The following is a 26461-nucleotide window of genomic DNA, read 5'->3' as shown; positions in this document are numbered from 1 at the left end:
TTATGCTGCGCGCGCTGACATGAGGTTCAGCTCCGCTAAGATGCGCTCTTCTTGATGCAGTGTTCGAACTTTGACGATGCCGCTGACGGCATCAAAATTGAGAGTGCGGCCCATCGTGCCTCCTACGTCCGTAGCATGCGGTCGAAGACCCAATTTCCGTGTCATCTGTTGCACCATTTCCGCGTTGCGACTCCCTATTTGGAGATTGTTGGACGTTTGTTCTCCGAACTTGAACACCTGTGCGCCGCCCGCATAGGCGCATCGAAGGAGGCGTGGATTGGCCCCCAGTGCGGCCATTTGGGCGATCAGTTCGTCGATGGCGAGGTCGGCATATTTGCCCACCTTGTCGACTGGCTTGCCCTTGAAGTGCTCAGGCAGCATGATGTGTACACAGCCGGAGACTTCGGCCCGGGGATCGAATGCCGTGAACCCGATGCAGCTACCCAGTCCAATGCACTGGTACAGAGCGGGACCCTTGGCAACGCACAGGTCGCCCATCCCCACGTTCATAACGTCGGGCATGGTTAGGCCGCCTCCGAGATTCCCAGTCGATTCAGAATGACTGTCAATCCTTCGATGTCCGCAAAGAAAATGAAGAAGCCCGAGACTTCGACGTCTTCATCCGTGAGTCGCGCCTCGATGGTAATCGCCAGATGTTCGGGCTCGGCCGCTTGGCACATCATTGCGTAGCCAAGTGCGGCCGCCATTTCGACTCCGAGTTGAGGCGGAGTGGCATGCAGGCGCAAGTCGGTCATCTCGGAAATGGCGTTCAGAAAACTTGAGTTGAGGATGTTCCCGAACTCCAGCATCATCGAGACGTGGAGTTCGTCGATCTGGTCGTACCCGGCTGGCTCGGTCCCGAGCACCATCTTCCAGAGCTGTTGGGCGCTCGCCCAGTCGAAAACGAACGAGGCGTAACCGTGGACGTCGCCCTCAATGGACATGACCGTTGCGACGCATAGCTCTTCAGGGCCACCGACGAACTCGGATAGAGTCGCGACGGGGACGGAATCTAGGTTCGGGATACTGATGTGGAAGGTGCGCCCGGTCAGGTCGGCGAGCGATGTCATCGCTTTGCCCAGCCCTATGTTCGCGATCTCACTGATCGCAGAGAAAGCGACCGGCCCCAATTTTTCGATGTTTGAACTCATATGTGCACCCTGAAACCCGTCGGGAAGGCCCCAAACCTTCAAGCAAGAGTTGGATTCCACAGCCCGGTATCGTGCTGGCCCGCACGAATACGAGGAAGAAAAAAATAGTTGCTGCGGGAACTGGACCAGTCGGGGGGTGGTTACTTTTGATGGAACGAGCGCAGCAACAAGCCTCTAACTCCTGAACACAACACATCCTCTCTCCCTAGGAGGCGGAACCTCGAAAGAAGTCCCGCCTCCTTTCCTTTTGATTCCGGCAAAGCATCCCACCGGTGCGCCATACTTCCTGAACGGTGGGGGCGAGGGAACGCACCGCTAAGCGGTATGAGGGGAATGCCTAACTATGTTTCCTGAGTGGACATGGGTCGTCGGCCTTATGATCGGCGCGAGCATTGGCAGTTTCCTGAACGTAGTCATCTACCGACTGCCGCTGGGGCTCTCCATTCAGGAACCCAAGAACAGCTTTTGTCCCAAGTGCAAGGCGCGCCTCACACTCCCCGATCTCATCCCACTGTTATCGTGGCTCGTGTTGCGAGGCCGCTGCCGCCACTGCCAAGTCGGTATCCCCGCGCGGTACTTTATTGTCGAACTCGTCACAGGGGTGCTCTTCGCACTGTTCTGGTGGCAAAACCTGATCGCGGGGTCTGATCCCATTCGGGCACTCTTCCTTTGCGCGCTTGCGGCCGCGCTGGTAAGTGCGTTCTTCATCGACGTGAAGTACTACATCATCCCCGACCAAGTGAATGCGGCCATGCTGATCATCGGGCTCCTTTACAACGTGAGTCTCTTTGTCGTCGGATCGCCACGCGCGATGACCTGGGGCATGCCGAGTGCGATCGCGGGGGCGCTGGTGGGGACGCTTACGATTTGGTTCATCACCTTGCTCGGGCGACTGCTTTTTGGCAAGGACGCCATGGGTCACGGCGACATCAAGATGGCACGTGGGTTCGGAGCGGTCCTTTTCCCGGCTGCCACGGGCATGACCATTGGCCTCGCGGTTATCGTTGGTGCCGTGGGGGGAATTGCGCAGTTGCTGGTGCGGAAGGCGCAGGGCGTCAGCGACGAGCCCGCGGGGGACGAGGACGAAGAACCGTACGAGCCAGAGTCGATTGCGTCGATCTTCAAATGCGGGCTTGGGTACTTGCTGGCGATCGACGTGGTCGGACTCTTTCGACCAAAACTGTACGAATCTTGGTTCGGAGAGAACCCTTACGCATTGGAGTCAGTCGAAGAGGAAGACGATTTCGTGGGACTTACCACGATTCCTTTTGGACCCTATCTGGCCATCGGTGCGGTGCTGGCCGCGCTCTTCGAGCCGCAGCTTGCCACGATGATCGAGACGTACATTTACGGCCCCGGTCGCACTTTGTAATTTTCACGGGAACACAAGAACATTGAAGCTAGTCGTAGAGTCACGGAGAATTGGAACGAGGGTTATGAGAACGCGCGCATTCACTTTGCTTGAGCTGCTTACCGTCATCGCGATCATCGCGGTGCTTGCGGCCATTATCACGCCGGTCTATTCCAGGACCAAAGTGAGCGCCAATCGCAGCAGTGACCTGTCGAACATGAACTCGCTGCGCTCGGCACTCCAGGTCTATCGTGTGGACCAGGGTGGCTACCCGCCTGCGCTCTTGGGTTACGTCACGCTGTACGAAGGCACTTCGAATGTCATCCCCGCCAATCAGCTGCGCACCTACCTGTATCCCAAGCGCGTGGAAAGCATCGACACGTTCCGCCCCGTACCGCTTCGCGCTGCCCAGACCGACATCACTTCCGCCGTGTGGCCCAACGCTGATTCTCGCGCGGTCGGAACTGCACCTCAGATTGACCTGAACGGTGACAACAAGGTGGACAATACCGACGATGTCGTCGGCTCGCGCCAGGCTTTTGGCCCGACGCGGACCGTAACGAGCATCCCGCTTGATGCCGCATCCACTCCGCTTCAGTTCTATCGCGTTTCGGGTTACGACGTGGCGCTCACGCGCAACGGCTCGGGTGGGACCCGCACGGAACTGCGCTATGCACTGTTCTGGACTCAGCAGGGCCTCGGCACCGGTAGCGCGAACGACGATCCGCGTCAACTTGGGTACAGCGACCCGCCCGAGGGGACGGTCATCACCTGGAACAGCTTCTACCGAGAGTACGGGTCAACCGGGTTGCCCGAACGGGCGAAGTTGGACGTGGTCCTCTTCCTCGGTGGCGGCGCGAAGCCATTCGACTCTCGCGAAGTCTTCGATCGGTCTTGGCGCATCATGCCCTGACGCCTAACTTGTCCCTTTCCCATGAGATTTTTTGACTTGGATCGACTGAAATGACTGGTACCACACTTCAATCCAGAAGCCGGATGCGACGCGGCACGAGCCTCATCGAGCTGCTCGTCGTGATCGTGGTGTTCCTCATCGGGATCTTGGCCGTCGTGCAGATCTTCCCGCGAGGCTTGGGCATCTTGCGTCAGTCACGCGATGCGACCATGGCAAACCAACTTGCACGTACGGAGATGGAGCGCCTGAAGGGACTCTCCGAGCAACTTCCTGAAGCGATTGTCGCGAACAACGACAGCAACACCGCGACGGGATTCTTCGCGGACATTGACGTCAATGCCACGCTCAATGACGGCGTGCCCACTGGCACGACGGCGCTACAGCAAGACGGAACTTTGGTGTCGGGCTTCGGCACTGGCCCCTGGCAATACTTCACCTCTGCCAATCGTTTCCGCGGAATCATCGGCGAGGGTCGAGTGATCCCGGCTCCCCGCTTCATCCCGCAGTCTTCTGGCGCGCTCTATGGCTCGCTGATGATCCTGAACTTTGCGCCGATCAGCGTCCCCACCGTCGCCGCCAACGCGCTGCAGGTGTACGGCAACAACCTCGCAACGCGGGAGACGGACAACATCCTCCGCGAGAGATTCCGCGACTACGTGTGTCTTTTCGACGATGAGAACAACCTGATCTACCTGCCGCAAGGACCGTACCGAGCCCCGTCCTTCAATCGCTCGTTCCGAATTTCGCTGACTTACTTCGTGAACAACGGCGGCAATCAAGAGGCGCGCTCAAGCGTTTTCACTGTCAATAACATCGCCTCGGCGACGGCTCCGAACTCGCGGTTCTACACCCAAGTGTCGCTGGCGAGCCTGATTCCGGGCTACGTCCGCGCCGACTGGGACTCGCTGCGAGTCGCGCGGCTGTTCCAGTCCGTAGCGACGTTCACTGATGCAGTCGCAAACCCGTCGCTGCTGGATGACGCGGTCTACGAGTACATTCCGCTGAACTACGGACTGGGGCAATTGCTCTTCAACCCGTCGGGCTTCGAGTACAAGGAGATGCGCGGCCGTGGGCGGCTGCCGCTCGCCGCTCGGGTGGACTATAACGCCCTGGACTGGCGGATCATCCGCGACGACTTCCGCGTTCCCGCCAATTCGCCGTATCTCATCAAACTTTCGCTCAATGCGCTCAAGGTGCAGGGCAACCAGGATGCCGACGGCAAAACCTACAATGGGATCCAGCTGACTTCCGGCGGACGCGACGTGGTCGTGATGGACATGGAGACCGGCGCGCTCTACGAGCCGAACTCCTACAACGTCGACAAGTCAAACGGCATTGTCCGCATGATCGACGTGGACAACAACGCAGCGAACGGCCTCTCGGCCGACGTGATCTTCCCAGGCCAGGCGACAGCGGTTCGTGCTGACGACGTCAAGGGACGCCCGATCCGAGTTCTGTACCGGGCCAAGGGTGAGTGGGCGGTGCAGCCGATCAAGGGTGCGACCACCTACCTGTCGGCTTGGGGCCCGCGCATCACGTGGGACCAGTGCTTCCCTGGATTGGCGGACGGCCTGAGCGGCCAAGCGTTCCGCATCTACTTCCCGCTGTCCGACGTCGGCAAGCGCGTGACCATCGGTGAGATCTACTTCCGCGATGGCGTGAACCCGGCGGTGCAAGTCATCCGAGATCAGGAATTCATCATCGGACCTCCCGCGACGGGAGATCTGCGACTCGGAACGATCGATATTCGACCCAGCGCTGGCTCGGGTGCGGTGCTCGACTTCAGCTACGGGTTCGCGGTCCGACGAGTACGCGGCTCGAGTGTCAGCGTCCGCGTGACCTATAACCCACAGTTCATGACTTTGAAGGCAGATCCAACGCAGAATCTCTCGGAACTGGAAGTGTGGTTGCGCGGTCAAAGGCGAAGCGAGACCGAGACCTTCCTCACGAAGACCGGAGTGGACCAATGACGAGACGACCCCGCGTATCCGGCGCTTTTACGCTCATCGAACTTCTGACGGTAATGGCCATCACGGGCATTTTGCTCACGATCATCACGCTGCCAGTGGTACAGAGCTTCAACTTCACCCGGGCTGGTCAAGGCTTTGCCGACGCGCAAGATCGCGCGCGCATTTTGATCGACCAGGTGACCCGCGAGGTCTCGAACGCTGCGGGAGTGCGCGACAACTCGGGCGACCTTGGCTCGATTGACGTCGTTGTTCCCGGGCTTAACACCCAGCCTGAGCTGATCCGCTTGGCCTACAGCAAGATCGATATCTTGGTGCCGAGTGCTGGTGAGCCCTTGCGCGGGCCGAGTGGTGCTCTGCTCAACCCGAACTTGCTGATCAACCCGAACGGGAACCCAGACGACCCTGCCAACTGGCGAGAGGACCCGACCTTGCGCACGCCGGTCGGACAGGTCACGTTGCCGACGGCCCAAGGGTTCCGCATGGTCCGCTACTTCATCGGCCTACGCGATCCATTCGGCGTGACGCCAGCGACGGGGGTGCGAAACGAGCAGATCGGTGCCCGCTACAACAACCCATACGATGCGATCCTTCAGCGCGGCGCAGGGCAGGACAACCTGTACGTGCTCTACCGTGCGGACGTGGACTACAAGACTTACAACCGAGCGCTGGATCGATGGGAGATCAACGCCAGCCTATTCCCGGACCTGAACGGGGATGGCGTCCTCGACCTCGACGATCCAAGCTTCTTCCGGCAGTACGGTGCAACCGAAACCAAGCCGGGCGGTGGCGCATACTCGGCCGCCGAGCGGACCGCCAAAGCCGACCTAATCAAGCGCTGGCGGGCACGGTCCCGCGTCGTGACCGAGCTCAGCCGTTACGACATGATCCAGCCGATTTACGACAAGGCGACGTTCCGCGCACTTTACGATGGCAACGTGCCTCGCATCTTGTCGCTGGTTCAGTTCCGCCCGGGTCGGGTGGCAAGCGAACCGGTTGAAGGTGGTGTCGTTGTTCGCAGCGGTCTGGAGTTTGACAATGCCGTGAAGATGGGACCGGATGTCATGCGCACCAAATTCGGGGCGTGGGCTAACTCGGTCATCCGCATGTGGCCGAGTCAGTACAACGGCGCCGCACCTTGGACGAATTTCGGCACGTGGCAGCCGGGTACTCCGTATCTGATCGGCCGCGAGCGAATCGTCAGTGGCCAAGCTGTTGGCTATAGCCTCTACGATTTCCCAGGAACGGGTGCCGAGCTCACCGCCGGCACCGAGACGTTCGACATGTCGGCCTATGGCGCGGCCGCGGGTCGCGATCGCAACATCGTCCCCGCCACTGCTGCCGTGAACTTCCCGTTCACTTACGCTGTGAACCAGGCCAACGGCCGTAGCGGCTGGCTGGGTGACGCAGCGATGCGATCGCGGTTTGTGCCGTTCGTTGTCGATCCGAGCTCGGGTCAGGTGAAGGCAAGCTTTGGAATCGAAGAAGTCGGCACGACCGTTGTAGCCGGTGTGACCGACAACCGCCCAGTGACGACCGGCGGTGCGGAACTGATTCCGAGCCAAGCAGGGCCAAGCGCACCGGGTGACTGGACGCAGGTGGTGAACCTGCCGAGCAGCCCCACGTCCCAGATCAACAGTCGATTCAACGTGCTGTGGAACAACTGGACGGCCCTCTGCCCGAACCTCGACAAGAGCGACTTCTGCAAGCGATTTGTGGACCTACGGTTCTTGCCGTGCGCCGATGGCACCGTGAGCCCCCTGCACCCGACGCAAGGGTTCGCACGGGCACGCATCGTTCCCGGGAGTGAGGTCGTGATTGGCCCGAACCAGATCCCTGGACCGAGCTACGGTGCACCCATTCGGTACACCCGCGTCGGCGCGGACACGAGCGGCAACGTCAACGTCGGCCCGAACCAATACTTCATCAACTACGTGGACCGACGCGATCTGACTCAGGCAGCGTATGCCGAGCTTGGCTACCCGGGCATCTTGAGTGACCCGACGACCTATGATCCGACGAACTTTGCCTACGCAGTACTGCAACCGCGGTTCAAGGCAGGCTACCTGGAGTTCAATTCCGATCCGCAATCGCCGATTCCTGCAGGCCCACCCACCGGACGCGCCTGGAACATCTCGGTGAGCTACCGCTTCCAATTCACAGAGTCCACGGATGTGTTCGCGGTTGATTACGACACGCGGCAACTGATGGACGTGAACTTGACGATTCGAAACTACTCGCAAAGCAACCTGCCGAATGCGCAGAGTGTGAGTCTGCGGGGTTCAGCGACGGTGAGGAACTTCACCCGCTAAGTAGAGCTTGGACATGCATCAAGAGAAACAGTCGATTCGAACTCACCGACAGTCGGGGCAAACCCTGATCATCGCGTTGCTTGTCTTGGGCATCATGCTCATTCTTGGCTTCGTGTTTGCGGGACTCGTGAGCCGCAACATCACCCAGACGGGGCGATCCAAGCAGCGTACGGTCGCCACAGACCTCGCCGAGGCTGGCGTTCGCTATGCACATTCGCAGCTCTTGACGAGCGCTCTGGGTGCCGACTGGCGGCCGGTTCGTACCGGACTGACGCCCGTGGGCGGATTCGTGCGCGATCCGGATGCGCTGTATCTCCGTGATGGAACGAACTACGCGATCCGACCCGGGCTCATCGACAAGGGTGGCCCGGACGGCCTTGGACCCTACACCCGCATCGACTTCGACAGGGGCCGCTCGCTGGTGCGCGTTCGCTACGCTCCGGCTGATTGGTCGCTCTTCGATACCCCTTCGGGCGCTCTGCGACAGCCCGGAAAGGCGCGCAACTACATCGTGATCGAGTCGATTGGTCGCGCGGGCCGCGTGAATCCAAGCGACCCCACGATTGCGTCCACTCCGGCGATTCAGGTCACGGGCTTTGCAAATGCGGCTGAGTTCCTCGCCGCGCTCGGCAAGGCGCGCGGACTCGACGCCTCGCTGAATGCGACTTCACGCAAGCAACTCGCGTTTGCAACGATTGGCATCACGGAGACCGCGCGGTTTATCACCAACAAGTTTAAGACCAGCAATGCGGCTGATTTGGGTTCGCTCACCGCGGCGGTTCCCGGTGACGAGGGGCTTGGCATCAATTACGACGGCCGTCCCGTGCGGATCGTCAGCCAGTTTGGTGGGCTGGCCACCAGCAGCGCTGGTTACTCCATTGGCTCTGGTTCGCTCTACAGCAATGCGGATGTGACAATCCACGGTCGATCGCAAGTCTTTGTAAACTCCGACTTGGGCGATATGTGGGCAGTTGCCGGGACGATTCGGCCGCAGAACAACGCCTCTGAACTCGACTTCACCGTCATCAAGAACGGTGCGGTCGTTTCGGGCGGAGGCTTTGATCCGATCCGCAGCGGCAACGAGCTCGACAGCCGTACCGGCACCTTTGAGACCCTGCGCGGTGTCATCCGCGACGGATCGCGCGACACAGACCCGAACGGGTACGCACGCAGCATCCCGCGCAAGGAGCCGCCATCAATCCTTCAGGTCGATCCGGCGACGAACATCCAGCGCTACATTACCCTGTCGCGCGACAGCGGCCGAATCGTCTTCGGACGAAACACGGGCCGGCTCGGCTACGGCGAAGGGATCTACGTGGTGGCCTCGGCGAACGAGCGGGGCGACGCGCAGGACGAGGACGAGCGGATTCGTTCCGGCAGCGCCCGCAGCGTCATGCAGGACTGGCTGAACCCGAACAAGGCGGCCACGAGCAAGACAGGCGGATGGGTCGGACCTTACTATGTTCCGCTGGCTGCATACCTTCGACTGAACGCAAACGGCTTTGAAATCACCCGCGACAGCCGCTCGGGTCAGCCGACCTGGCGACGACCGGACGGCTCGGATACTGGTAGCTACACCGCTCGGTTCCGGCTCGTCGGACTCGGTGCTGGGACCTATGTGATCAATAGCGTCGTCAGCCCTGATCTGATGGAGGTCAACGACGCTCAGCTCACCGGCGCACTGCAGAATCGAGTGCTGGCAGAAGGATTCCCGTTCAATGGCGTGCTCTATTTCGAGGGCGACGTCCGCGTCCGCGGCGTCATCCCCACCGATAGGCAGGTCACCGTCGTGTCGATGGGCTCCATCTACATTGATGGGAGCATCACCAAGGGCGTGACTTCGCCGTCGAATGGCTCGGTCATCGGCAACCCGTCGAAGTCGATGTGCGCGCTTCTGGCCAAGGACTACGTCTGTGTGAACACGACACAGTTCTTCGGCCCTGGTCCGGACCAGACACTGACCTCTAAAAACGCCACCCCCGGAGTACTGACGCAGAACGCGGTTGAGGTGACCCCCGACGGCATCACGAGCCGACTCCGGTTGCAGACGCAGTTCCTACTGAACCCGGAGACCGATGCGTTCACGGGCTCGCAGGCAAACAATCCGTCCACCTGGAGATCGTACGCGTCGCGCTATGCCGAGGCGAACTCGAACGCCCCGATCGCCAGCAAGCTGCTGATCTCGCACGCTGCTGACGACGGGGGCCCTGCGTTCTTGAACCTGAACGTCTTGCCGCACCCGTTCGCAGGTGGCGCGGTCAACCCGCTCGCCTATCAGTTTCCTAGCTACTTAGACGAAGCGACCCGAACGCCGCAGACGTTCAACGAACTCGTCCGACCGTACTACACGCCCGCAGGAACCACTCCCGTGAACGTGCCGCTCTACGGTCTAGGAACCCCCGGTCGCAATACGTACCCGACGTTTGAGACGATTTCGCTTCCGCTTGCCGACCAGACTTCGGTCGATACGGGTGGTCGAGTGGTCTCCGGTGTGTTCACCTCGCTCGCGCTGCAAGACGAGACGGAGTTTGAGCTCTCGCTCGACGGTATCGCGGGTCTGAAGTCCTCGAACTACGAAGTCGCTCGCGTCGCCGTGACTCCCTACGACATCCAGATCGACGCGATCTGCTATGCCGAAGAGGGTTCGTTCTTCGTCATTCCTGGTCTGCCGTTCAACATCGACCCGAACGACACACGCGCTCGCTTTGAGAATCGTGTGACGGCTATCGGCTTGGCCGCCGCCCAGCAAGAACGGTTTGATGACTTCGGCGCGATGCCGGAGAAGCCGTTCTTCAATGAGCCGATGAACGTCCGCGTCAAGATCAACGGCAGCATCAGCGAGAACATGCCGGTGCCCATTTCCGTTCAGGCCGCTTGGCAGCGACTCTGGGGTTGGATGCCGCGAACCGTGGCCGCGACGGGCAAGCTGATCCCGCGCCAGCACGTTCCGGCTGGGTTCGACATCACCGTCACCGACGGCTCCGTACCCAACGTGCCGAACCTGATCCTGACCTACGACTCCGCGCTGGGAACGGCCAGTGCTTCGAGCGATCCGAACGATCCGATTCGCACAACACCTGACGGTCGGTGGGTGCTCCCCGCCGCTCCGCGGCTGCCGGTCAGTAGCCAACTCGCCTACTTTGGTGAGGTCACGCCATGACAATCCATCTGAAGAGTCTTTTCGTCCTCGGGGTTTCGATCCTGTCCACCGCTGCTGCGCTGGCTCAGCAATCGTTCGCCACCACCTCCGTGCAAATTCGCGCGGGGGTTTTGGTCGTTCAAAACCCGGTATCAGGCATCGAACTGCCCTCGCCGACTCCGCACGTGTGGTTTGCCCTCGACCGTGATCGGGCGATCAAGCCCGCGAACTGGTCGTTTGACAATCCGCGTTCGACCGGGATCGTGAGCCGAGCGATCAACAACCGCTGGAGCGGCAACACAATCGGTTTGGGTCAGCGGATGACCAAGATGCACGCAGGCTACTGGGAAGTTAGCCTGAACGATGCCAGCGACAACGTGCTCTCGCAGTACGACATCTTGCTGATGAGCGTGAATTCGCGCCTCGGCTTATCGCCCAAAGACCGCGAGAAGCTGCGCCGCTATGTGGACCAAGGTGGTCTCTTGTGGATCGACGTGACCGCGGGTGCGAGCGCGGATACTGCCAACCCAGCCCCGATTCCATTTGCCATCAAGAGCGCTTCGGGCCCGCTGTTCTTGGACGTCAGTCACCCGATTCTGAGTACCCCCAACACCTTGACCATCGACGAGCTGACCGCACTGCGCGGTGCATCGACGCTGGCTACGGGGCCGATTACGACGCTTGGCGCATTGGCACAGAGTCAAAGCTGGATCCAACCCGACTCGTTGAATCCACGCGCGGCCGTGGACGTGGCCGCAGACTCGAACGTGATCTCGACCGCGCAACTGGGCGAGGGGACGATGATCATCTCAACCGCGGGGATCGCCTCGGTGCTGAACCGAGCACGCGCGGGCACCACGGTGACGGCAAACACCGGTTTCACCTCCGGCGCATCCGTACGCGATGCCTACTACGCTGTTGCAGCCAAACTGGTGGTCAATATTCTTTCGCTCAACACGACCTACCCTGCACCTGCGGGCGGTTCCCGAAAGATGCTTTCCACCGCGGTAGACGTGACTGCGCCGCTCATCCAACGGTTCCAGCATCCAACGGTCCCGACCCCCGGGACGACGGCGGTCCATGCGCACGGCATGGTGTTCATGGTCAGCGGCGGTAGCCTGATTGCCCTTGACAACGACCCCGACAAGGACCTAAATGGCGACGGTGATCCCGACGATGGAATCCAAAACGCATTCGGTTCGACTTCGGACGTGCTTTGGGTAGCCAATGGCGATTTCGCGACCTCTCCGGTTCTGGCCGATGTGCCTGGCCGTGGGCAACTCATTTTCGTTATGAGCTCGACGGGGACGGTCCAGGCCTACGCGGTCAACCCCGCTTCGCTTGCGGCTCCCGCATTGGTTTATAGCGTCGCGGCTCCGGGCGCGATCCAGGGCGGATCGAAGGTCAGCGCACCGACGATCCACGAAGGGCTTGGCTACGTCGGAGACACGGATGGCTCGGGCCGAGGTCGCATGTGGGCGTTTGACGCCCGCACCGGAGCGATCCTCCCGGCGGCAACCGGCGGACGCCCGTTCTCGCTGGAGAACTCTCCGCGCATGGGTCGTCCGAGCAATAGCCCCACCGTGGGTTACATTCCGATTATGGATAACTCGGGTGGCGTCGATCGCGTGGTGTACATCCCCACACAGAAGGACGAGCCGACTCGAACTCCGGCTGGTTTGACGAGCGTCTGGGCCGGTGCGCGCGGCGAGAGCCCGGTGGCCGTTATTGAGAATGCGGGCACGCTTGAGATCACGACCCGCGCTTCGCTGCAGCAGTTGCCCATCTACGATGCCCCAGGCACCAGCTTCGGCGTCAAGATTTCGCTCATCTACAACGATGGCCGACCCGTTGCCGATAGCCTTTTGGCGATCGCTCTCACTGGGGCTCCGGTCGTGAACGGTTCGCAGAACGGCTCGATTCAAGTGCCCGTCAACCTCGCGGGTGCCGGACTCTCGATCAGCGGCCCAACGCCCAACTGCTCAGTCCGCGTGGACTACACGCTCGACTGGGCGGCTCCGACAACCGGCAGCCTGGGCGCGGCAAACTCGGATCAGTTCGTTCGCGGCAACCTGCAGTTCCCAGATCAGAGCATCCCACGCCGTGACGTCATTGGCAACATCGCGCTGACTTCGGTGGGCAACGTGATCGCGGTGACTTCGCCGCCCGCGAACTCTTCCGGTTACACGGGTGGGTCCGTCTTCGTCATGCGCGAAGAGGGCCGCGGCGACTTCCGCATGCTCTACCGCTGGGAGCTTTACGATGACGTCGCCTTGACGGTCAACGGCAGTTCGAAGAACTACGGCCCGTCGTTGGTGGACTATGACAATCTGCTGAACATCCTGCCTTCGTTCCTGAACACGAAGCTTGAGAACAGCCGATTCATCGGTGGCCCAGTGGTTCGTGGCGATACCGCCTACTTCGCGGTGGCCACCACCAAGAAGGTCTTTGGTCAGCCTGCTCCGTGTACCGCGTTGATCGCGCTTGATGCGAACCCGCAGACGAGTGAGCTGATCCTGAACAACCTCGCGCTGAACTTTGTGATCAGTCAGCCCGATCCGGGTCGTACGGAGACTGCGAGTCCGCAGACTAACTTCCTTGCGGCGGGTGCATACATCTACGAGCAAGACGCTTCGCAGCCGGGCCGACCGGGCCGGTTGCGCATCAACAGCTTTATGCAGACCACCCGGGGCCGGATCCGCGATTGTCTGGCGATCAACCTTCCGATTGTCATCCGACAAGCGGGCCAGAGCGAGATCATCGTCGAACCCGAGATGGCGCAGTCCGACGGGTACTTCATCCCCGGCAATGCCGCGGGCCGATGGAATCCGCTCAAGTGGTACACGGTGTTTACGGGCTTGCAGGCTTCGGGCAACGCGATGATCGCTGGCGACACGTTGTATGCCGGCGGGCCGAGCCTGATCCCCGCGATCATCAACACGGGCAATCCCTTCGGGGCCAGCCAGGGCCTGATCTTCGGAATCAACACGCGCATCGCGCCCTCCGACCTCATTTCGCCCAGCACGGCGTACGCTTGGATGACCACCGCGGGCTACAAGCCTCGACCGTGGCAGCGATACCTGAACCAACTGTACGGATCGAACCCGTCGGACATCCGACCGTCGCCGTACATCGTGTGGCCCTCGTTTGCGGGCGTCCGCAATCAGACCGATCTGCAGATCCGCTTCAATCAAGCGGTTCTTGGGACTGCGACGATTGACGGCATTGCGCTCGGTGACGGTGCGCTCACGGCTTGGGGGAGCGGCCGCACCCTCGGATTCACGCGCGGCGACTTCTTGATTGCCGATGAGGGCCGCATCCTTCGCGTCGACGCTGCGGGCAACCCAATGTGGGCTTCCGACCAATCGATTGCGAGCGGTGCTGAGATTCCGGTGAACTACGCCAACACGCGGGCGCAAGTCTCGAAGGCAAGCCGGGTCTACTCATTCGGTGCCAGTGGCTACCTGGTGGTGGACACGGGCAACGATCGGATTGTACGGCTTGACTCGTTGGGCCAAGAGCTTCGCACCTTGAGCGCGATGCGACTCGACCCGAATTTCCGACCCGATGGTGTGGGCCGAAACCCGAACCCAAGCCTGCGGCTTCCGCGAGACGTGGTGACGTACACCAGCATCGTTAATGCGGCGAACAACCCATTCACGAATGCTCAGACGACTGAATATTGGCGTCACTGGCTGATCGCCGATTCGGGCAATGCCCGAGTGATTGAGCTGGTGGACCGCTACTCGTACAATGCGGCCACGAAGCGGGTCGGCAGCGTCGTGACTTACACCGACCCTGCAACCGGTGTCACTCCCGGTTTGGGCATGCTGCTGTGGCACACGCGCTCTGAACTGTCTGGCCGCAACTACGCATACAACAGCATCGGACGTGTTTACTACGACGACGGCGCGGGCGGACGCAAGCCAGTTTATGCATTTGGGTTTGGCAACGTCGAGCCGGGCAGCCGCTCGGTCGGCCTGAACACGACGGAAACGTCGGTCGACGTCCAGACGGGCAACGGTGGAATCGTCCTCTACGACCCCGCGGTGGGCTCGTCTGAGCTCATCACGAACTACGCATCGCCCGATATCCCTGCGAACACGCTCTGGAATCCGACTACCGGTATCTTCGATGCCGCCGCTGTTGCCGGGTCCCAGACGAAGAAGTTTGCGGGGCTGAACTCGGTGACATTGCGCTATGACGGTGCGGGGAACCTGCAAGTCATGGTCGCCGACGGCTCGGGTGTCGTTGAGCTCCAGAAGTTGGCGGGCAAGTGGACCGCCGTCTGGATGCTGCCGAAGCGGGCGTACACCGCCATGCGACGTTCGCCGTCCAACGTCCTTGCATTCACCAACCCGAAGAGCTTGACCGCGATGTACGCACGCCACCTCAGCAGTGGGGAAGTCATCGTCGTGAACGGTTACAACGGCCAAACACTGGGATCGACCTCGCTCACGGACTTTGCCGGTGAAGTGCTGATGATCCAGTACTCGGACTACAACCTGACCGCACTGAACCTTGGGTTCTCGACTCAGTCCATTCGTTTCGAACTGCCGCCGATCAACGGCCTTCGATCTTTGCAGACGCCGGTCTTTGCTGACCGGCCCTGATCGTGAAGTATTGCTATGAAAGCCAAGTGGAATCTTGCAGTTAAGAGTGGTTTCGCACTCGCGCTCGTCGGTCTCGCCGCCTTGTGGGTCGGCGCAGAATCGACGTACCCCACGTTTAGGGGCGATAGTGCGCGGACCGGTCTCCAGGTGGGTGACGTGCAGAACGATACTCCTGGACGGCTGCGGCTACGGTGGTGGGACCCCGTACGCGCGATTCAAGCAGACCTCGACAACTGGGAGACCTCTTCGGGCGTTGCTTTCAACCCCGCGGATTGGCTTGCGCCGACCGGCGAAGTGCGTGCTTTCAACGCAACTTTGAAGAACCCGATTGTGGGTCGCGCCGAATACAACTACTCGTACACCACTCCCGCGCAAAACTCGGAAAACCCCAATGTTCCGGCGACGGGCACCGCCAATACGTTTGAATGGCGATTCTCCTCGGCCATTGGAAAAGACTATCAGCTCTTCGTGAACATCCCGGTCGGACCGACCGAAGTCTTGGACGCGGGTGCGCCGCTCGGACCGGGGCTTTACTACCCGCAGCGGTACTTTGTGTATGAGATCGTCGGCGTTGAGAACGAAGCCAATCCGGGCAACCCGGTGGTCGATGTTGTTGATACGGACGCGGGCGGCGGCGAAACTCGCCTGGGTAACGGCGGCTTGGCGACCGATCGCACCTTCCGCGCCACGGGTGCGCAGATCACGATTCGGCTGCTGAACACGGTTCCGCGGACCGGGACTGGCGAACTTACGGATACTCGCCCCGCGATCGTGGTTTACGCGGACTCGGCCCGTTCGGTCCGAGCGTTGGATACCGTCGGCGAGACGGTGGCCGCTCCGGTTTTGGGGCGCATCACGGCGGGCGGACAGTTCCCGCTTCGCACCCTGGGTACCCGCAACGATCCAACGAGCCTGCAAGTCGGATCCTCGGTTGAGAACTACGCGCTCGGCATCGTTTCGAGTTACAACCACAGCGGTCTCAAGGTTGATGCGACTGAGCCGAACCCGGGCGGCGTCACGCGACGCAACATCGTCTGGTCCTGGCCCGCGACCCGGCAGCTAGCCGATACCACGTCAGAATCCGATCGCTATGTTGCTGAGAAGCGAGATTGGATTCTTGGTGCGGACATCGGCGGCCTGAGCCGAGCGACCCAATCGGTGTCGATGGACAACCGGTCTCACGGCGTACAACTCGGTGCTGGTTTCGGCCCAGATAATGCGGTGGCCGGATTCCTTGGGATCGACTACGCCTCGGTTCCGGCGATTGCCGCTTCTCCGACGGCGCGCGCGTTCTATCGCCCCAGTTTGCCCGCGGGCGAGTACTCGATTGATATGTGGGTGCCAGGTGCAAACTCGGCCCTGGCCCGTGCAGCCCAGGTCGAAATCTACCGCGGCGGTTTCCTGATCGGATCCGCGACGGTCGACCAGACGACGAGCGCACGGTGGGCTCGGCTGAGCATCAGCGGTGTCTCCGTGTTCGAGAGCGACGAGGCCGCGACCTTGTCGGTCGCCGTGACGAACCAGACCACCAATGCAGCCGACGTCGGACGCACGGTGTTGGCCGATGGCATTCGCTTTGTCCGCACGGCGGACCTGAGCATCCGCTCGACTCCGCTCTTCACGCGCATCCCGGTTCAGACCTCGAGTGGTCTGGCGACCCGAGACGTTGCGATCGTCGCGATGGAGAACGGACGCATCTACTGTTTGGATGCGGACGGGCTCAAGTCCGGCCCTAACTACACGGGCAAAACTGAAGTCTATTGGGTCTGGCCGAGCGAGAAGCCCGCTAGCAGCGACCCGAACAAGGTCGTGGGAATCGACGGACCCGATGGCATCGCCCAGATGCCGACTGGCTTCGACGTGACCTCGGCGGCAGTCGCCGAAGTGCAAACTGGCCCGCTGGCGACCGACACCGAATTCCTGCTGTACATCGGCTCGAAGAATGGCAAGGTTTACTGTCTGGACACCCAGGGTCGCGGCGATGGCACCACCACGCGACGTTGGAGTTGGCCGGATGACTACCCAGCCGCCCCATCGGCGCTGAACGTCGGCCCCATCACGGGTTCGGTGACGGTCTCGACCACCTCGAGCGGCGGCGGCCCAGCGACGGCGACAGTCTTCGTCCCGACGCGACTTGGACGACTTTATGCGCTCGACGCGGCAGGTTCGACCGCCACTCGCACGACGACGATCACTTGGCAGTACCCCGCCGCAGCGGCTCCGCTCGGAGTTGGCTCGATCACGATGTCTCCCGCGGTGGCATTTGGCAAGATCTTCTTCGGTGCGGGCGACTCGAAGCTCTACGCACTGGATCAAAACGATCCAGAGGCGGACGGTGACGGCAATCTCGTCTGGAGCACGGACGGTACCGGCACGATCAACCTCTTCGGAGGCTTCGAGTCGAGTTCGCCGGTTGTGGTCCCCGATGCGATTGTGGATGGCCCGGGCGGTATGCCCGATACCCTCTATATCGCCAACCCGAACAGGTCGCTGTACGCATTTGATGCCAACACGGGTGGAGTGCTTTGGAGTACGAGCGAACTCAACGCCAGCCCCTCGGGCTCGCTCGGGTTTACGTACATGAATACGCTTCAGAACTCGGGCGCGCAGGACTATCCGACGGGCGCACCGCCTTCACCGCAGGGCCGACCCGTGGTGATGGTGCCGATGCTCACCGGCCAGATCAAGGGTTACTTCGCACGAACAGGCGACACGAACCGGCTTTCATCCGGACCGGCGGCAACCGGCCTGCGCGACGCGGGTGGTTACAAGCTGGAAGGGACACGCGCGACATCGCCTGCCTTCGGTGGCAAGCCGCTTGGTTGGACGCCGCCTTCGGCTGCGTTCGATGAGGAGTACGGCTTCATGTACGTGGCTGATGCGCTCGGAACGATGTACGCGTTTGGCGACGATCCCGACTTCGCGGACGGCGACCTCGCTCTGACGCCCGGCGACTCGCCGGTGGCCGAAGAGATTCCACCGAACGACCCCACCATCGATATCCTGAACGGCATCACGCTGAACAGCCGATCGACGCTGCTGCTGCCTGACGACTATCAGAAACTGTGGCAGAAGTTCGCGAACGGTACGCCGGTTGCTTACGCTGAGATTCAGGCGCTGGCCAATACTTCGGGGGCGATCAAGTCGAAAGTCACCCGTACGGCATTTGAGTACGGCGAGACCTTGTACGTGATGGTCTACAACCTTCCGGAAAACCCGACCGGCACCACGACCTATCAGGTCCAGGCCGAAGTCACGGCCACAAACTCGGCAACGCGCCGGCAGTTCGGTCCGACCTACGCAGTCACGGGCACGACTCCCGATCTGGGCACGGTCTCGCTGATCGCGATCCCGTTGCGCGGGACGGGTACGAGCGGACTGGCTCCGGGCAGCATGACGATGCGCGTCTCAGCGGTGGCCACACGCCCCAATCGTGGATCGGCGAATGCCACGTTGCTCAACGCGAACTATGCTCCTTCGCTCACTTACACGCTCGCGAATCCGTTGGCGATTTCCAGGCTGAGCGGCGGGGCTGCGGGTGGCACGAGCGACTCCATCGGTGTTACGCTCAATCCCGCTTCGCCTGAGGTGCTTCAGAACGGTTCGTTCGTCTCGAATAACTTGCGGATTATCCGCCAAGGGTTCGGCGACTCGGTATTCAACGTCCTGAATTACCCGATCAATTTCGTCAAACACGGTACGACCGCCGAGAGCGTGATGTTCGTGCTGGACCGCAGCGCGATGTCGCTGCTGAACGGCTTCGGCAAGGGTCTGACTAACGTCCGATTCCGAGGCGGAGACATGGTGTGGAAGCTCACCGATGCGAACGATAATCCGGTCGCAACGGACTTCCGCATCAAGACGCTTGATCCTTCTTACTTCGCCGGCTATGAGGATGCTCCCAATGCCGAGGACTCGAACACGAGCCTTGACTACCCGAACATCCGCCGCGACGCGCTGACAGTCGCTGCCAAGCCGAACGGCCTGGCACAGAACCCGGTCTTCCAGCCCGTCGAACTCGAGGGCGCGATCTTCGGCGATGTCGAGCGCGAGACCTACGAGACGGACGTCGCGACGTACAACGCGGGTCTGACGCGCGTGTTGCGTCCGACCGAGTTCCAACTCCAGTTGGATGTGCCGAAGTACCAGCCGCCGACCGCCCAGTGGTACGAGAGCCGGAACCGGGTCTACATCGATCCAGGCGGAACGAGTATCTCGCAATTCACGAAGGACTCGGCGTTTGCCTACCGTGAGTATCGCGGTGCTGCGTACGTGGCCGTCGATGAGCGGCTGAGCACGACATCGCCGACGGTGGACCTCGGCCCGATACCGCAAGGTGGCATCTACCTTCCTGGTCAAGATCCGCGCTCGAATCCGTTCTTGATGAACGATGCGACGTTTGGCTCCGCGGGCTCGTACACGCGCACCTTCACCGTTTGGAATGAAGGGAACGTGAACTTGCTCAACGTACGGGTCGGAAAGGACATCCAGAACGACTCGCGAGCACGCGTGCTCGGTAGCCCAAGCCTGAACTTCAATGCGTGGATGGACACGGTCCGTCACCTGCATTCGGACTTGGACGAGTCGCTCACACCCGTTGCCTACAACCGCAAGCGGATTGTGCAAAAGTCGCGAGTCGGGGATGGTGTTCCCACCCGCCTGCGATTGGCTCCGCCTCGTCGTGGCAACGTCAACTTGGGCGTCGCCGACTCTGGCTTCCCGCCGATTGACGATCCGAAGCTGACGGTTTCGGTCCCGATCGGTACGCCGGTGGGCAAGTACCGCCAGGACATCTACGCCTTCGAAGACACGATCTTCACGGCGGGTGGCATCCCGACGATTGGCGTGCTGTCCGGAGCCGGAAGCAACGCGATCTACGAGTCGTACATCGATCCGGGAATCCGGCTGTCGTTCGAAGTCGTTGAGGCACGCATTACCAATCGAAACACCCGCAAGAGTGGTTCGATGGTCGATGCGCTCACCATTGCCAATGACCACCGATTCATGTGGGCGAACCAAGAGCCTGCCGGATACCGAGACTCTTTCGGAAACTTGGTCGTGGTCTTCAGCTCGAACCGACAGAGCACGGGCGGCGGCCCTGGTTGGACTCAGCGGCTGAGAACGCAGAGCGATTCGGCGGCGCAAGCAACCTGGTCGCTGTATGCGGCTTCGCTTCGCGGCGACGCTCCCTCGGGCGCGATTGCTCCGAACCCGACCAACGACCTCGACCAGTGGGGCTCGGCTTCGAACCAGCGATGGTTCATCCAGAACCAGACTCCATTCCCGGGCGGATCGTACGAGGCCCTCTTCGGAGTTGGTCCCAATACGACGATCAACCCGTCCACGGTTCGCTTCGGCATGCCCGCATTCCCAGCAATGGGTGCGTACAACCCGCTGCAGAACTTCCCGGGTCGCGGTCTGAACAACTCTGTCTACCTGACGTTCGTGGGTGAAGCCTCGGCCACGACGGCCAACGGCGAGACCGTTCGGCTTTCGCAGTTGTTCATCGCAACGGTGACTACGAACGCCAATGGCCAGGTTACGATCAACAACGTCACACCGCTCGCGGTGGGCGGCTCGACTGCGCTGGAAGGCGCAAGGATCGGCCGACCCTCGATTGTCCAAACAGGCAGTACCGCCACCGTGTTCTTTACGACCACGTCGGGTGGCTTGCAACAGTTGAACTGGGCGGTCTACACGAACGGCGGATGGGTGCGATTGGGCAACAGCGTGCTGGGCTCGCTTGCGATCAACTCGTCGTTCGAGACCGTTGGCTCGGTGAGCGCGATCTTGCGCAACGCCTTGGGGGCGGTGCCTGGACCTCAGATCCAGCTCTCGTTTACGGGCAAGCTCCGCGGCAAGTCGAACTCGGAAGTCTATCTCGCAACGATGAACTGCAACAACGCGGGCGTACCGCAGAGATTCGCAGGCTCGTTCTTGCAGGTCTGGGCGACCCGGACCGACGATCTGATCTACGATCGAATCACCGGCGCGTACTGGAGTCGAGGCGTGGAGCTGCGCAGCGATGCGACGGACACGAACGGCACCGTGGAAGGCGTGATTGCCAACCCGCTGAACAGCGAGTTCATCGATGTGCTGCGGCGAGTCAACGGCGGCTACGAGTCGATCTTGGACAACAACACGCGGCAGTACGACGCGTCGAGTCGGCTCCTGATCGTGGATACGATCTTTGGCGGACAGGCGCAGATCGACCTAAGCAACGGCTCGGTCAAGCTCGCTGGCGCGTTGGTGCCCACCAAGTCTACGCTCATCCTACGGTCCACCCCGCGCTTTGCGCGGATCAGCGAATCGGAGGCTCAGAACTACTCGGGCGTCAACATGGTGTTCGACGATCGGTATCAGACTGAGCTGCCCTACGCAGCGTCCGAGTCGTTCACGTTTGGTGGCGGATCGTTGTTCGACCCTGCAGCGAACCAGATGCGAGTCGATCGGTACATCTTGTCGTACTCGCGAACGGCGACTCAGGGCGGAGCCAACACCGGTGTTCGTCCGTACCTCCGTACGCTTCGACACGGTTTCCGGCTTCCGAGCCTGCCAGCGCTGAACTCCTCGGGCTTGCTGGTGCGCTTCTCGGTAAGCGGTATGGCCTCGGGCTCGTTCTATCAGGTCGATCCCGTCCGCGGAAACATCTACGTCACGTCTGAGAATGAAAGCCGAGTGCTGACCGTTCGATACACGATCATCGATTCGAACGGGAATCAGCAGCGAGTCCAGACCACCCAGCGTGTCGGATACGTCGGCGAAATGGACGAAACCCCGATCCCGGTCAGCGAGCCAGGAACCGAATCGTCGATGACGCTGATGCTCGATCCGTTCTCGGGAGCGTTCAGCGCACCGGGCCTGGGGCGACCTGGGCTATGGTGGATGCTGTGGTCCAGCACTCGCGACGGCTCCCCGGACGTGTTCATGCAGACGTGGGCGCCGGTGATCAACTCGCAGCCAGGCAACTAGTTGCTCAGGTGAGGCACACGCTTCAGGGCCGAGAGATTTCCTCTCGGCCCTGTATCTTTTGAACCTGGGCAAGGCGTCAAAGAAGCCGAGAGTCACGGTTCGAACGATTCAGGTCCCCTCTGGCGTCTTTTCCAAGTCAGAGATTCAGCCTGTGGTCGTTGACACACCTGAGACCCCAGTAGTAAGATAGGGGGGCCTCATTAAACCGTGGCGCGGATTGGAGTATGCCGAAAAAGCTAAACACTGTTCTCGGAATTGACATCGGGAGTCAACAGATCAAGATCGCGGAGGTCAAGATGCAAGGTCGAGAACCTGCCATCACCGCGCTCAACATCGGCCCGACTCCGGAGGGGACGGTGGACAGCGCGGGCGTTTACGATTCCGATGCCGTTGCCGCCGCCGTCAAGTCCCTCGCCGCGGACGCAGGGGCAAGCGCCCCCTTCGCCGTCGTGTCCATCGCTGGTCAGGCATCCGTCCTGGTACGCACGCTCGAAGTGCCCAAGATGACCTCAGACGAGCTGAAGGAGACGATGAACTACGAAATCAGTCGTAACATCCCGTTCGCCGAAAGCACGATAGAGAGCGACTACCGGGCGTACCCGAACGACGATCCGAATTCACCCAACATGGATGTGGTCATGGCGATCGCGCCGCAGTCGGCGATCCAAACCATGATCCAGGTCGTGACCAAGTCTGGACGTAAGCCGCACGCAATTGACGTCGAGCCTCTGGGCCTGGCTCGAAGCGCGATGATGAGCTACGGCGGCGCGGGCGCAGGCAAGACGATGTGTGTGGTTGATATGGGCCACAATACGACCTCCATCAACATGTACAAGGACGGGCAGCTGATGATGCCGCGGCAAGTGCCGATCGGTGGCTACCACATCACGCGCGCTTTGGTGGACAATCTTGGCATCAACGAAGCCGAAGCCGAGACGTTGAAACAGAGCCGCGCCAGCGTCCCCAACAGCGCAGGTATTGGCGGCGGATACGGCACACCCGCTGCGCCGGCCTACGATCCTTTTGCCTCGGACCCTGCGCCCACCATGCAGATGCCGGCGGCAAATCCTTACGCCGAGCCGTACGCGGCCGATGTTCAAGCCGATCAGACGACCGGTGAATTCGTGCCGCCACCTCCCGTTCCGGATGCTGCGCCAACGGACGATGTAGAGAGCACACGGATTTACAATGCAATGGCCGCGATCCTTGAGGAGTTCTACTCTGAGCTCCGCCGATCGATCGACTACTACCGCAGCAAGGGCGGAGACGTCGATTCCATCTATCTGTGCGGCGGCGGCGCAAAGCTTCGCGGACTTTCGGAGTACCTTGAACGCATGATTGGGCTCAAGGTTCAGGATTACGATCCGCTCAAGGGGCTCAGCCTCTCCGGTCGCCGACTGGATATGAATCAGCTAGATTCGCACCGATCGGAGTTCGCCATCGCTGTCGGCAACGCACTTCACATCGCTTTTGATTGACAAACTACGATGAAGCTTAATCTTCTCCCAAAATATGTGACTCAAGGCGCGCGAGGCCGAACCTTTCTTGTCCTCGGCTTGTTGCTCGCCATCGGCGGCGCGGCGCTTGCTGGCTTCATGAGTGTCTACTCATCGGGCAAGCGTGAGGCGGCGAAGGTCGAGATGGACGAAGCAAAGGTGCAAGCCGATGCAGTCGTCGCGCTCGCGCAATCTGCGGAGGCGAAGGCCGCCCAGGGTACCGAGGTCAAGCGAAACCTGGACCTGTACAAGGCGATGACCGCGCAGAACACCAAGTACACGGAATTCTATCGCTCCATTCAGCCCTACATCCCTTCTTACATGCGTGTGAACGCGATGTCGGTGCGACCGGCTTCTGAGACGGGTTGTTTGTTGACCGTTACCGGCGTCCTGCAGACTTACCAGCAGTATGCAGACACTGCGCTGGCGCTCCTACGGATCCCCGGCGCGGTTCAGGTCAGCCGCTCGACTTTTGATTTGAACGACACGTACGTCCCTGGGTTAGACGCGACGGATAATATTGGTCTTCCGCACCTCGTGAAGGCCGGAAGGATTCCGCCATTTATGCGTCCGGACGGATCCAAGGGGCCGGATGAGCGGATCGCCTACTTGGTCGAACAAGCCAAGGATGCTAACGACGGGTTTACCGGCGCGGGCAACTTTGGAACGGGTACCCGCGATGCCAAACGCGCTATGCCGAAGTGGTCTGAAGTCACCTTTGGTGTCGTGCTGAACATGGATCCTTCGATCCCGGCCGACAAGCAGCTGAACTACGATTTCCGCACTCCGGTGCCACGTGCCTCGCTGGCTCCGGTAGGCCCTGGCTCGGCCGCTCCTCCTGCCGCGGCAGGGCCCGGACTGCTCCCGGCGGGTGGTGCTCCACCTGCGGGTGTACCGGGCGGTGGCCCAGGCCGACCTTCGCAGGGCGGTTCTCCGGAGGATCGATAAACGACCATGCTTAAGAACTTCAATCCTCTGACCTGGCTCCTGAGCGGCTTGCTGCTGTGCGTCGGGCTACTGGCGATCGGTTTCTTCATGTTCTACTCACCGAACATGGCGGAAGCGAGTTCGTACACTGAGACGACCGCTGCCTACAATAACGAGATCGCGAAGCGTGGCGCAGCTCAACGACGCGTCAAGGACGCCGAAGCGAAGCTTGCGGCTCTGGACGAAGAGTGGTCCGGCGTTGTGGATGCCAAGACGCCGCCCGCCTCGCTGGTGAAGGGTGGTATCGATCTCTCGGTGAACCGATGGCAGCTCGTCAAGGACGCGCGAAGCTTCCGCAATAACATTCAGCTTGCGGTCAATGCCCAGGTGAAGAAGGGCGGAGTTCGGGTGATCACCGGTCCGGTCGTTCCGAACTTCTCTCAGTCGGCTCGGGACATCGTCGAAACCGGTTTCAACTATCCCGCACTCAACTTCCCAGTGGTCGTTTACGATTTCGGCACGATTGTGGTGGAAGGTACGTTTGATCAGATCGCCGAGAACGTAGAGTCTTGGAGCAATCTGCCGAACTATATGGCAGTGACGGACGGTCTCAGTCTTACTGGTACTTCTCCCGTGCTTCGAGGTACCTATCGGTTGAGCATTGTCGGATTCCTGCGTGCTACGAAGGTCGCTCCCCCTGTGCCGGAGCTCGCTTCGAGCGACAATCAGAATAGTGGGCCCGGTGGCGGCCCGACGGGTGGCACCGAAGGTGGCGCACCTGCTGGCGGTCCTCCGCGAGCATCGGAGACTCCTGGTCGACCTGGAGCGCAGACGACGGCGGCAAACTGATGAAACTGAAAAACTTTGCTTTGATATCGTTTCTCGCGACGACCGCCCTCATTGGATGCGGCGGCGGCAGCGACACGGCAACGACGACCACTCCTCCAGGTCCGGCGACTCCGGGTGCGCCGCCGGCGTTGGCTCCGGGGCAGCGGTACGCATTCAAATCTGATGCCGGTATAACCCTGGACCAGTCGGCACCAGATATGACCGAACTGCGCGAACTCGCCGGCAGCAAGGTTGGCGAACCGCGCAAAGACCCCTGGTCGCTGCTCGCTTCGGAGACGAAGTTTGAGTCAACCCAGACCGTCGCTCGGCTAATGGAAGGTCTTGGAGGATTCTCGGATCTGTACGCTCCTACCACCGAACAGGTCGACCCGAACGAAGGGACCCCTCGAATTGTTCCCGCGCCTCCCGGACTCCGGTTGGCGGGCATCATTTTGGCAAACGGCGTGGCCGCGTTGCTGGAGATCAACGGCCGATTGGTCGAGATTCGACCTGGCACCCGGCTCAATAACGGTGAGTGGGTGGTCGTTTCGATCGATAACGAAAAGGCGGTTCTGCGACGCACGACGAAGGACCTGCCGCACGAGATCGTAGTTCCACTCGCAAGCCGACTGGATGTCGGAGGCGGTGGAGGCGAATCGGGAGGCACAGGCGGTGGCGGCGGTGGGCGTCGCGCCGGCGGTGGCCCGGGCGCGGATACCCGTGACAGTGGTGGCGGCGGCGGAAACGCGACAGCCGGTGAGTAATCGCGATAGAATTAAGACACAAGGACCC

At 61.1% G+C, this 26461-nt stretch carries 13 protein-coding genes; 11 read left to right on the top strand and 2 right to left on the bottom strand.

Annotation, left to right across the window (positions count from 1 at the left end; all coding sequences use genetic code 11):
* Positions 1-522, bottom strand: a complete 522-nt coding sequence (locus tag JNM85_01540; protein ID MBL8086736.1) for a hypothetical protein — start codon at positions 520-522, stop codon at positions 1-3.
* 2 nt (positions 523-524) lie between these two features.
* Entirely contained in the window at positions 525-1151 is a 627-nt protein-coding gene (locus tag JNM85_01535) for a chemotaxis protein CheC (GenBank protein ID MBL8086735.1), read from the bottom strand.
* 343 nt (positions 1152-1494) lie between these two features.
* Here JNM85_01535 and JNM85_01530 point away from each other — a divergent pair, with 343 nt between their 5' ends.
* The 11 genes from JNM85_01530 (at position 1495) to JNM85_01480 (ending at position 26433) form a co-directional block, all read left to right on the top strand.
* Positions 1495-2523 carry a prepilin peptidase gene (locus tag JNM85_01530; GenBank protein ID MBL8086734.1) on the top strand — a complete coding sequence of 343 codons (1029 nt, stop codon included), beginning with the start codon at positions 1495-1497 and terminating at the stop codon, positions 2521-2523.
* A gap of 64 nt (positions 2524-2587) precedes the next feature.
* The gene (locus JNM85_01525) at positions 2588-3415 is read left to right on the top strand and encodes a prepilin-type N-terminal cleavage/methylation domain-containing protein (protein ID MBL8086733.1); all 828 of its coding nucleotides are present in this window, start codon (positions 2588-2590) and stop codon (positions 3413-3415) included.
* Positions 3416-3498: 83 nt separating this feature from the next.
* The gene (locus JNM85_01520) at positions 3499-5385 is read left to right on the top strand and encodes a hypothetical protein (protein MBL8086732.1); all 1887 of its coding nucleotides are present in this window, start codon (positions 3499-3501) and stop codon (positions 5383-5385) included.
* Entirely contained in the window at positions 5382-7694 is a 2313-nt protein-coding gene (locus JNM85_01515) for a prepilin-type N-terminal cleavage/methylation domain-containing protein (protein MBL8086731.1), read from the top strand. The genes JNM85_01520 and JNM85_01515 overlap by 4 nt, the downstream gene beginning before the upstream one ends.
* Before the next feature lie 13 nt (positions 7695-7707).
* Complete coding sequence (locus JNM85_01510; GenBank protein MBL8086730.1) at positions 7708-10854, top strand: hypothetical protein; 3147 nt, start codon at positions 7708-7710, stop codon at positions 10852-10854.
* Entirely contained in the window at positions 10851-15446 is a 4596-nt protein-coding gene (locus tag JNM85_01505) for a hypothetical protein (GenBank protein ID MBL8086729.1), read from the top strand. Before JNM85_01510 ends, JNM85_01505 begins: the two co-directional genes overlap by 4 nt.
* Positions 15447-15461: 15 nt before the next feature.
* On the top strand, positions 15462-22418 hold the full coding sequence (locus JNM85_01500; protein MBL8086728.1) for a PQQ-binding-like beta-propeller repeat protein: 6957 nt from the start codon (positions 15462-15464) through the stop codon (positions 22416-22418).
* 224 nt (positions 22419-22642) lie between these two features.
* Positions 22643-23896: a type IV pilus assembly protein PilM gene (pilM, locus tag JNM85_01495; protein ID MBL8086727.1), complete on the top strand. Its 1254-nt coding sequence runs from the start codon at positions 22643-22645 to the stop codon at positions 23894-23896.
* Between the two features lie 9 nt (positions 23897-23905).
* Complete coding sequence (locus JNM85_01490; GenBank protein ID MBL8086726.1) at positions 23906-24862, top strand: hypothetical protein; 957 nt, start codon at positions 23906-23908, stop codon at positions 24860-24862.
* Positions 24863-24868: 6 nt separating this feature from the next.
* Positions 24869-25690 (top strand): hypothetical protein, encoded by an 822-nt coding sequence (locus JNM85_01485; GenBank protein ID MBL8086725.1) that lies wholly within the window; start codon positions 24869-24871, stop codon positions 25688-25690.
* Positions 25690-26433: a hypothetical protein gene (locus JNM85_01480; protein MBL8086724.1), complete on the top strand. Its 744-nt coding sequence runs from the start codon at positions 25690-25692 to the stop codon at positions 26431-26433. Before JNM85_01485 ends, JNM85_01480 begins: the two co-directional genes overlap by 1 nt.
* Positions 26434-26461 lie beyond the last annotated feature (28 nt).

Source organism: Chthonomonas sp. (assembly GCA_016788115.1).
Taxonomy (GTDB): Bacteria; Armatimonadota; Fimbriimonadia; order Fimbriimonadales; family Fimbriimonadaceae; genus UBA2391.
This window is presented reverse-complemented; position numbering and strand designations above follow the sequence as displayed.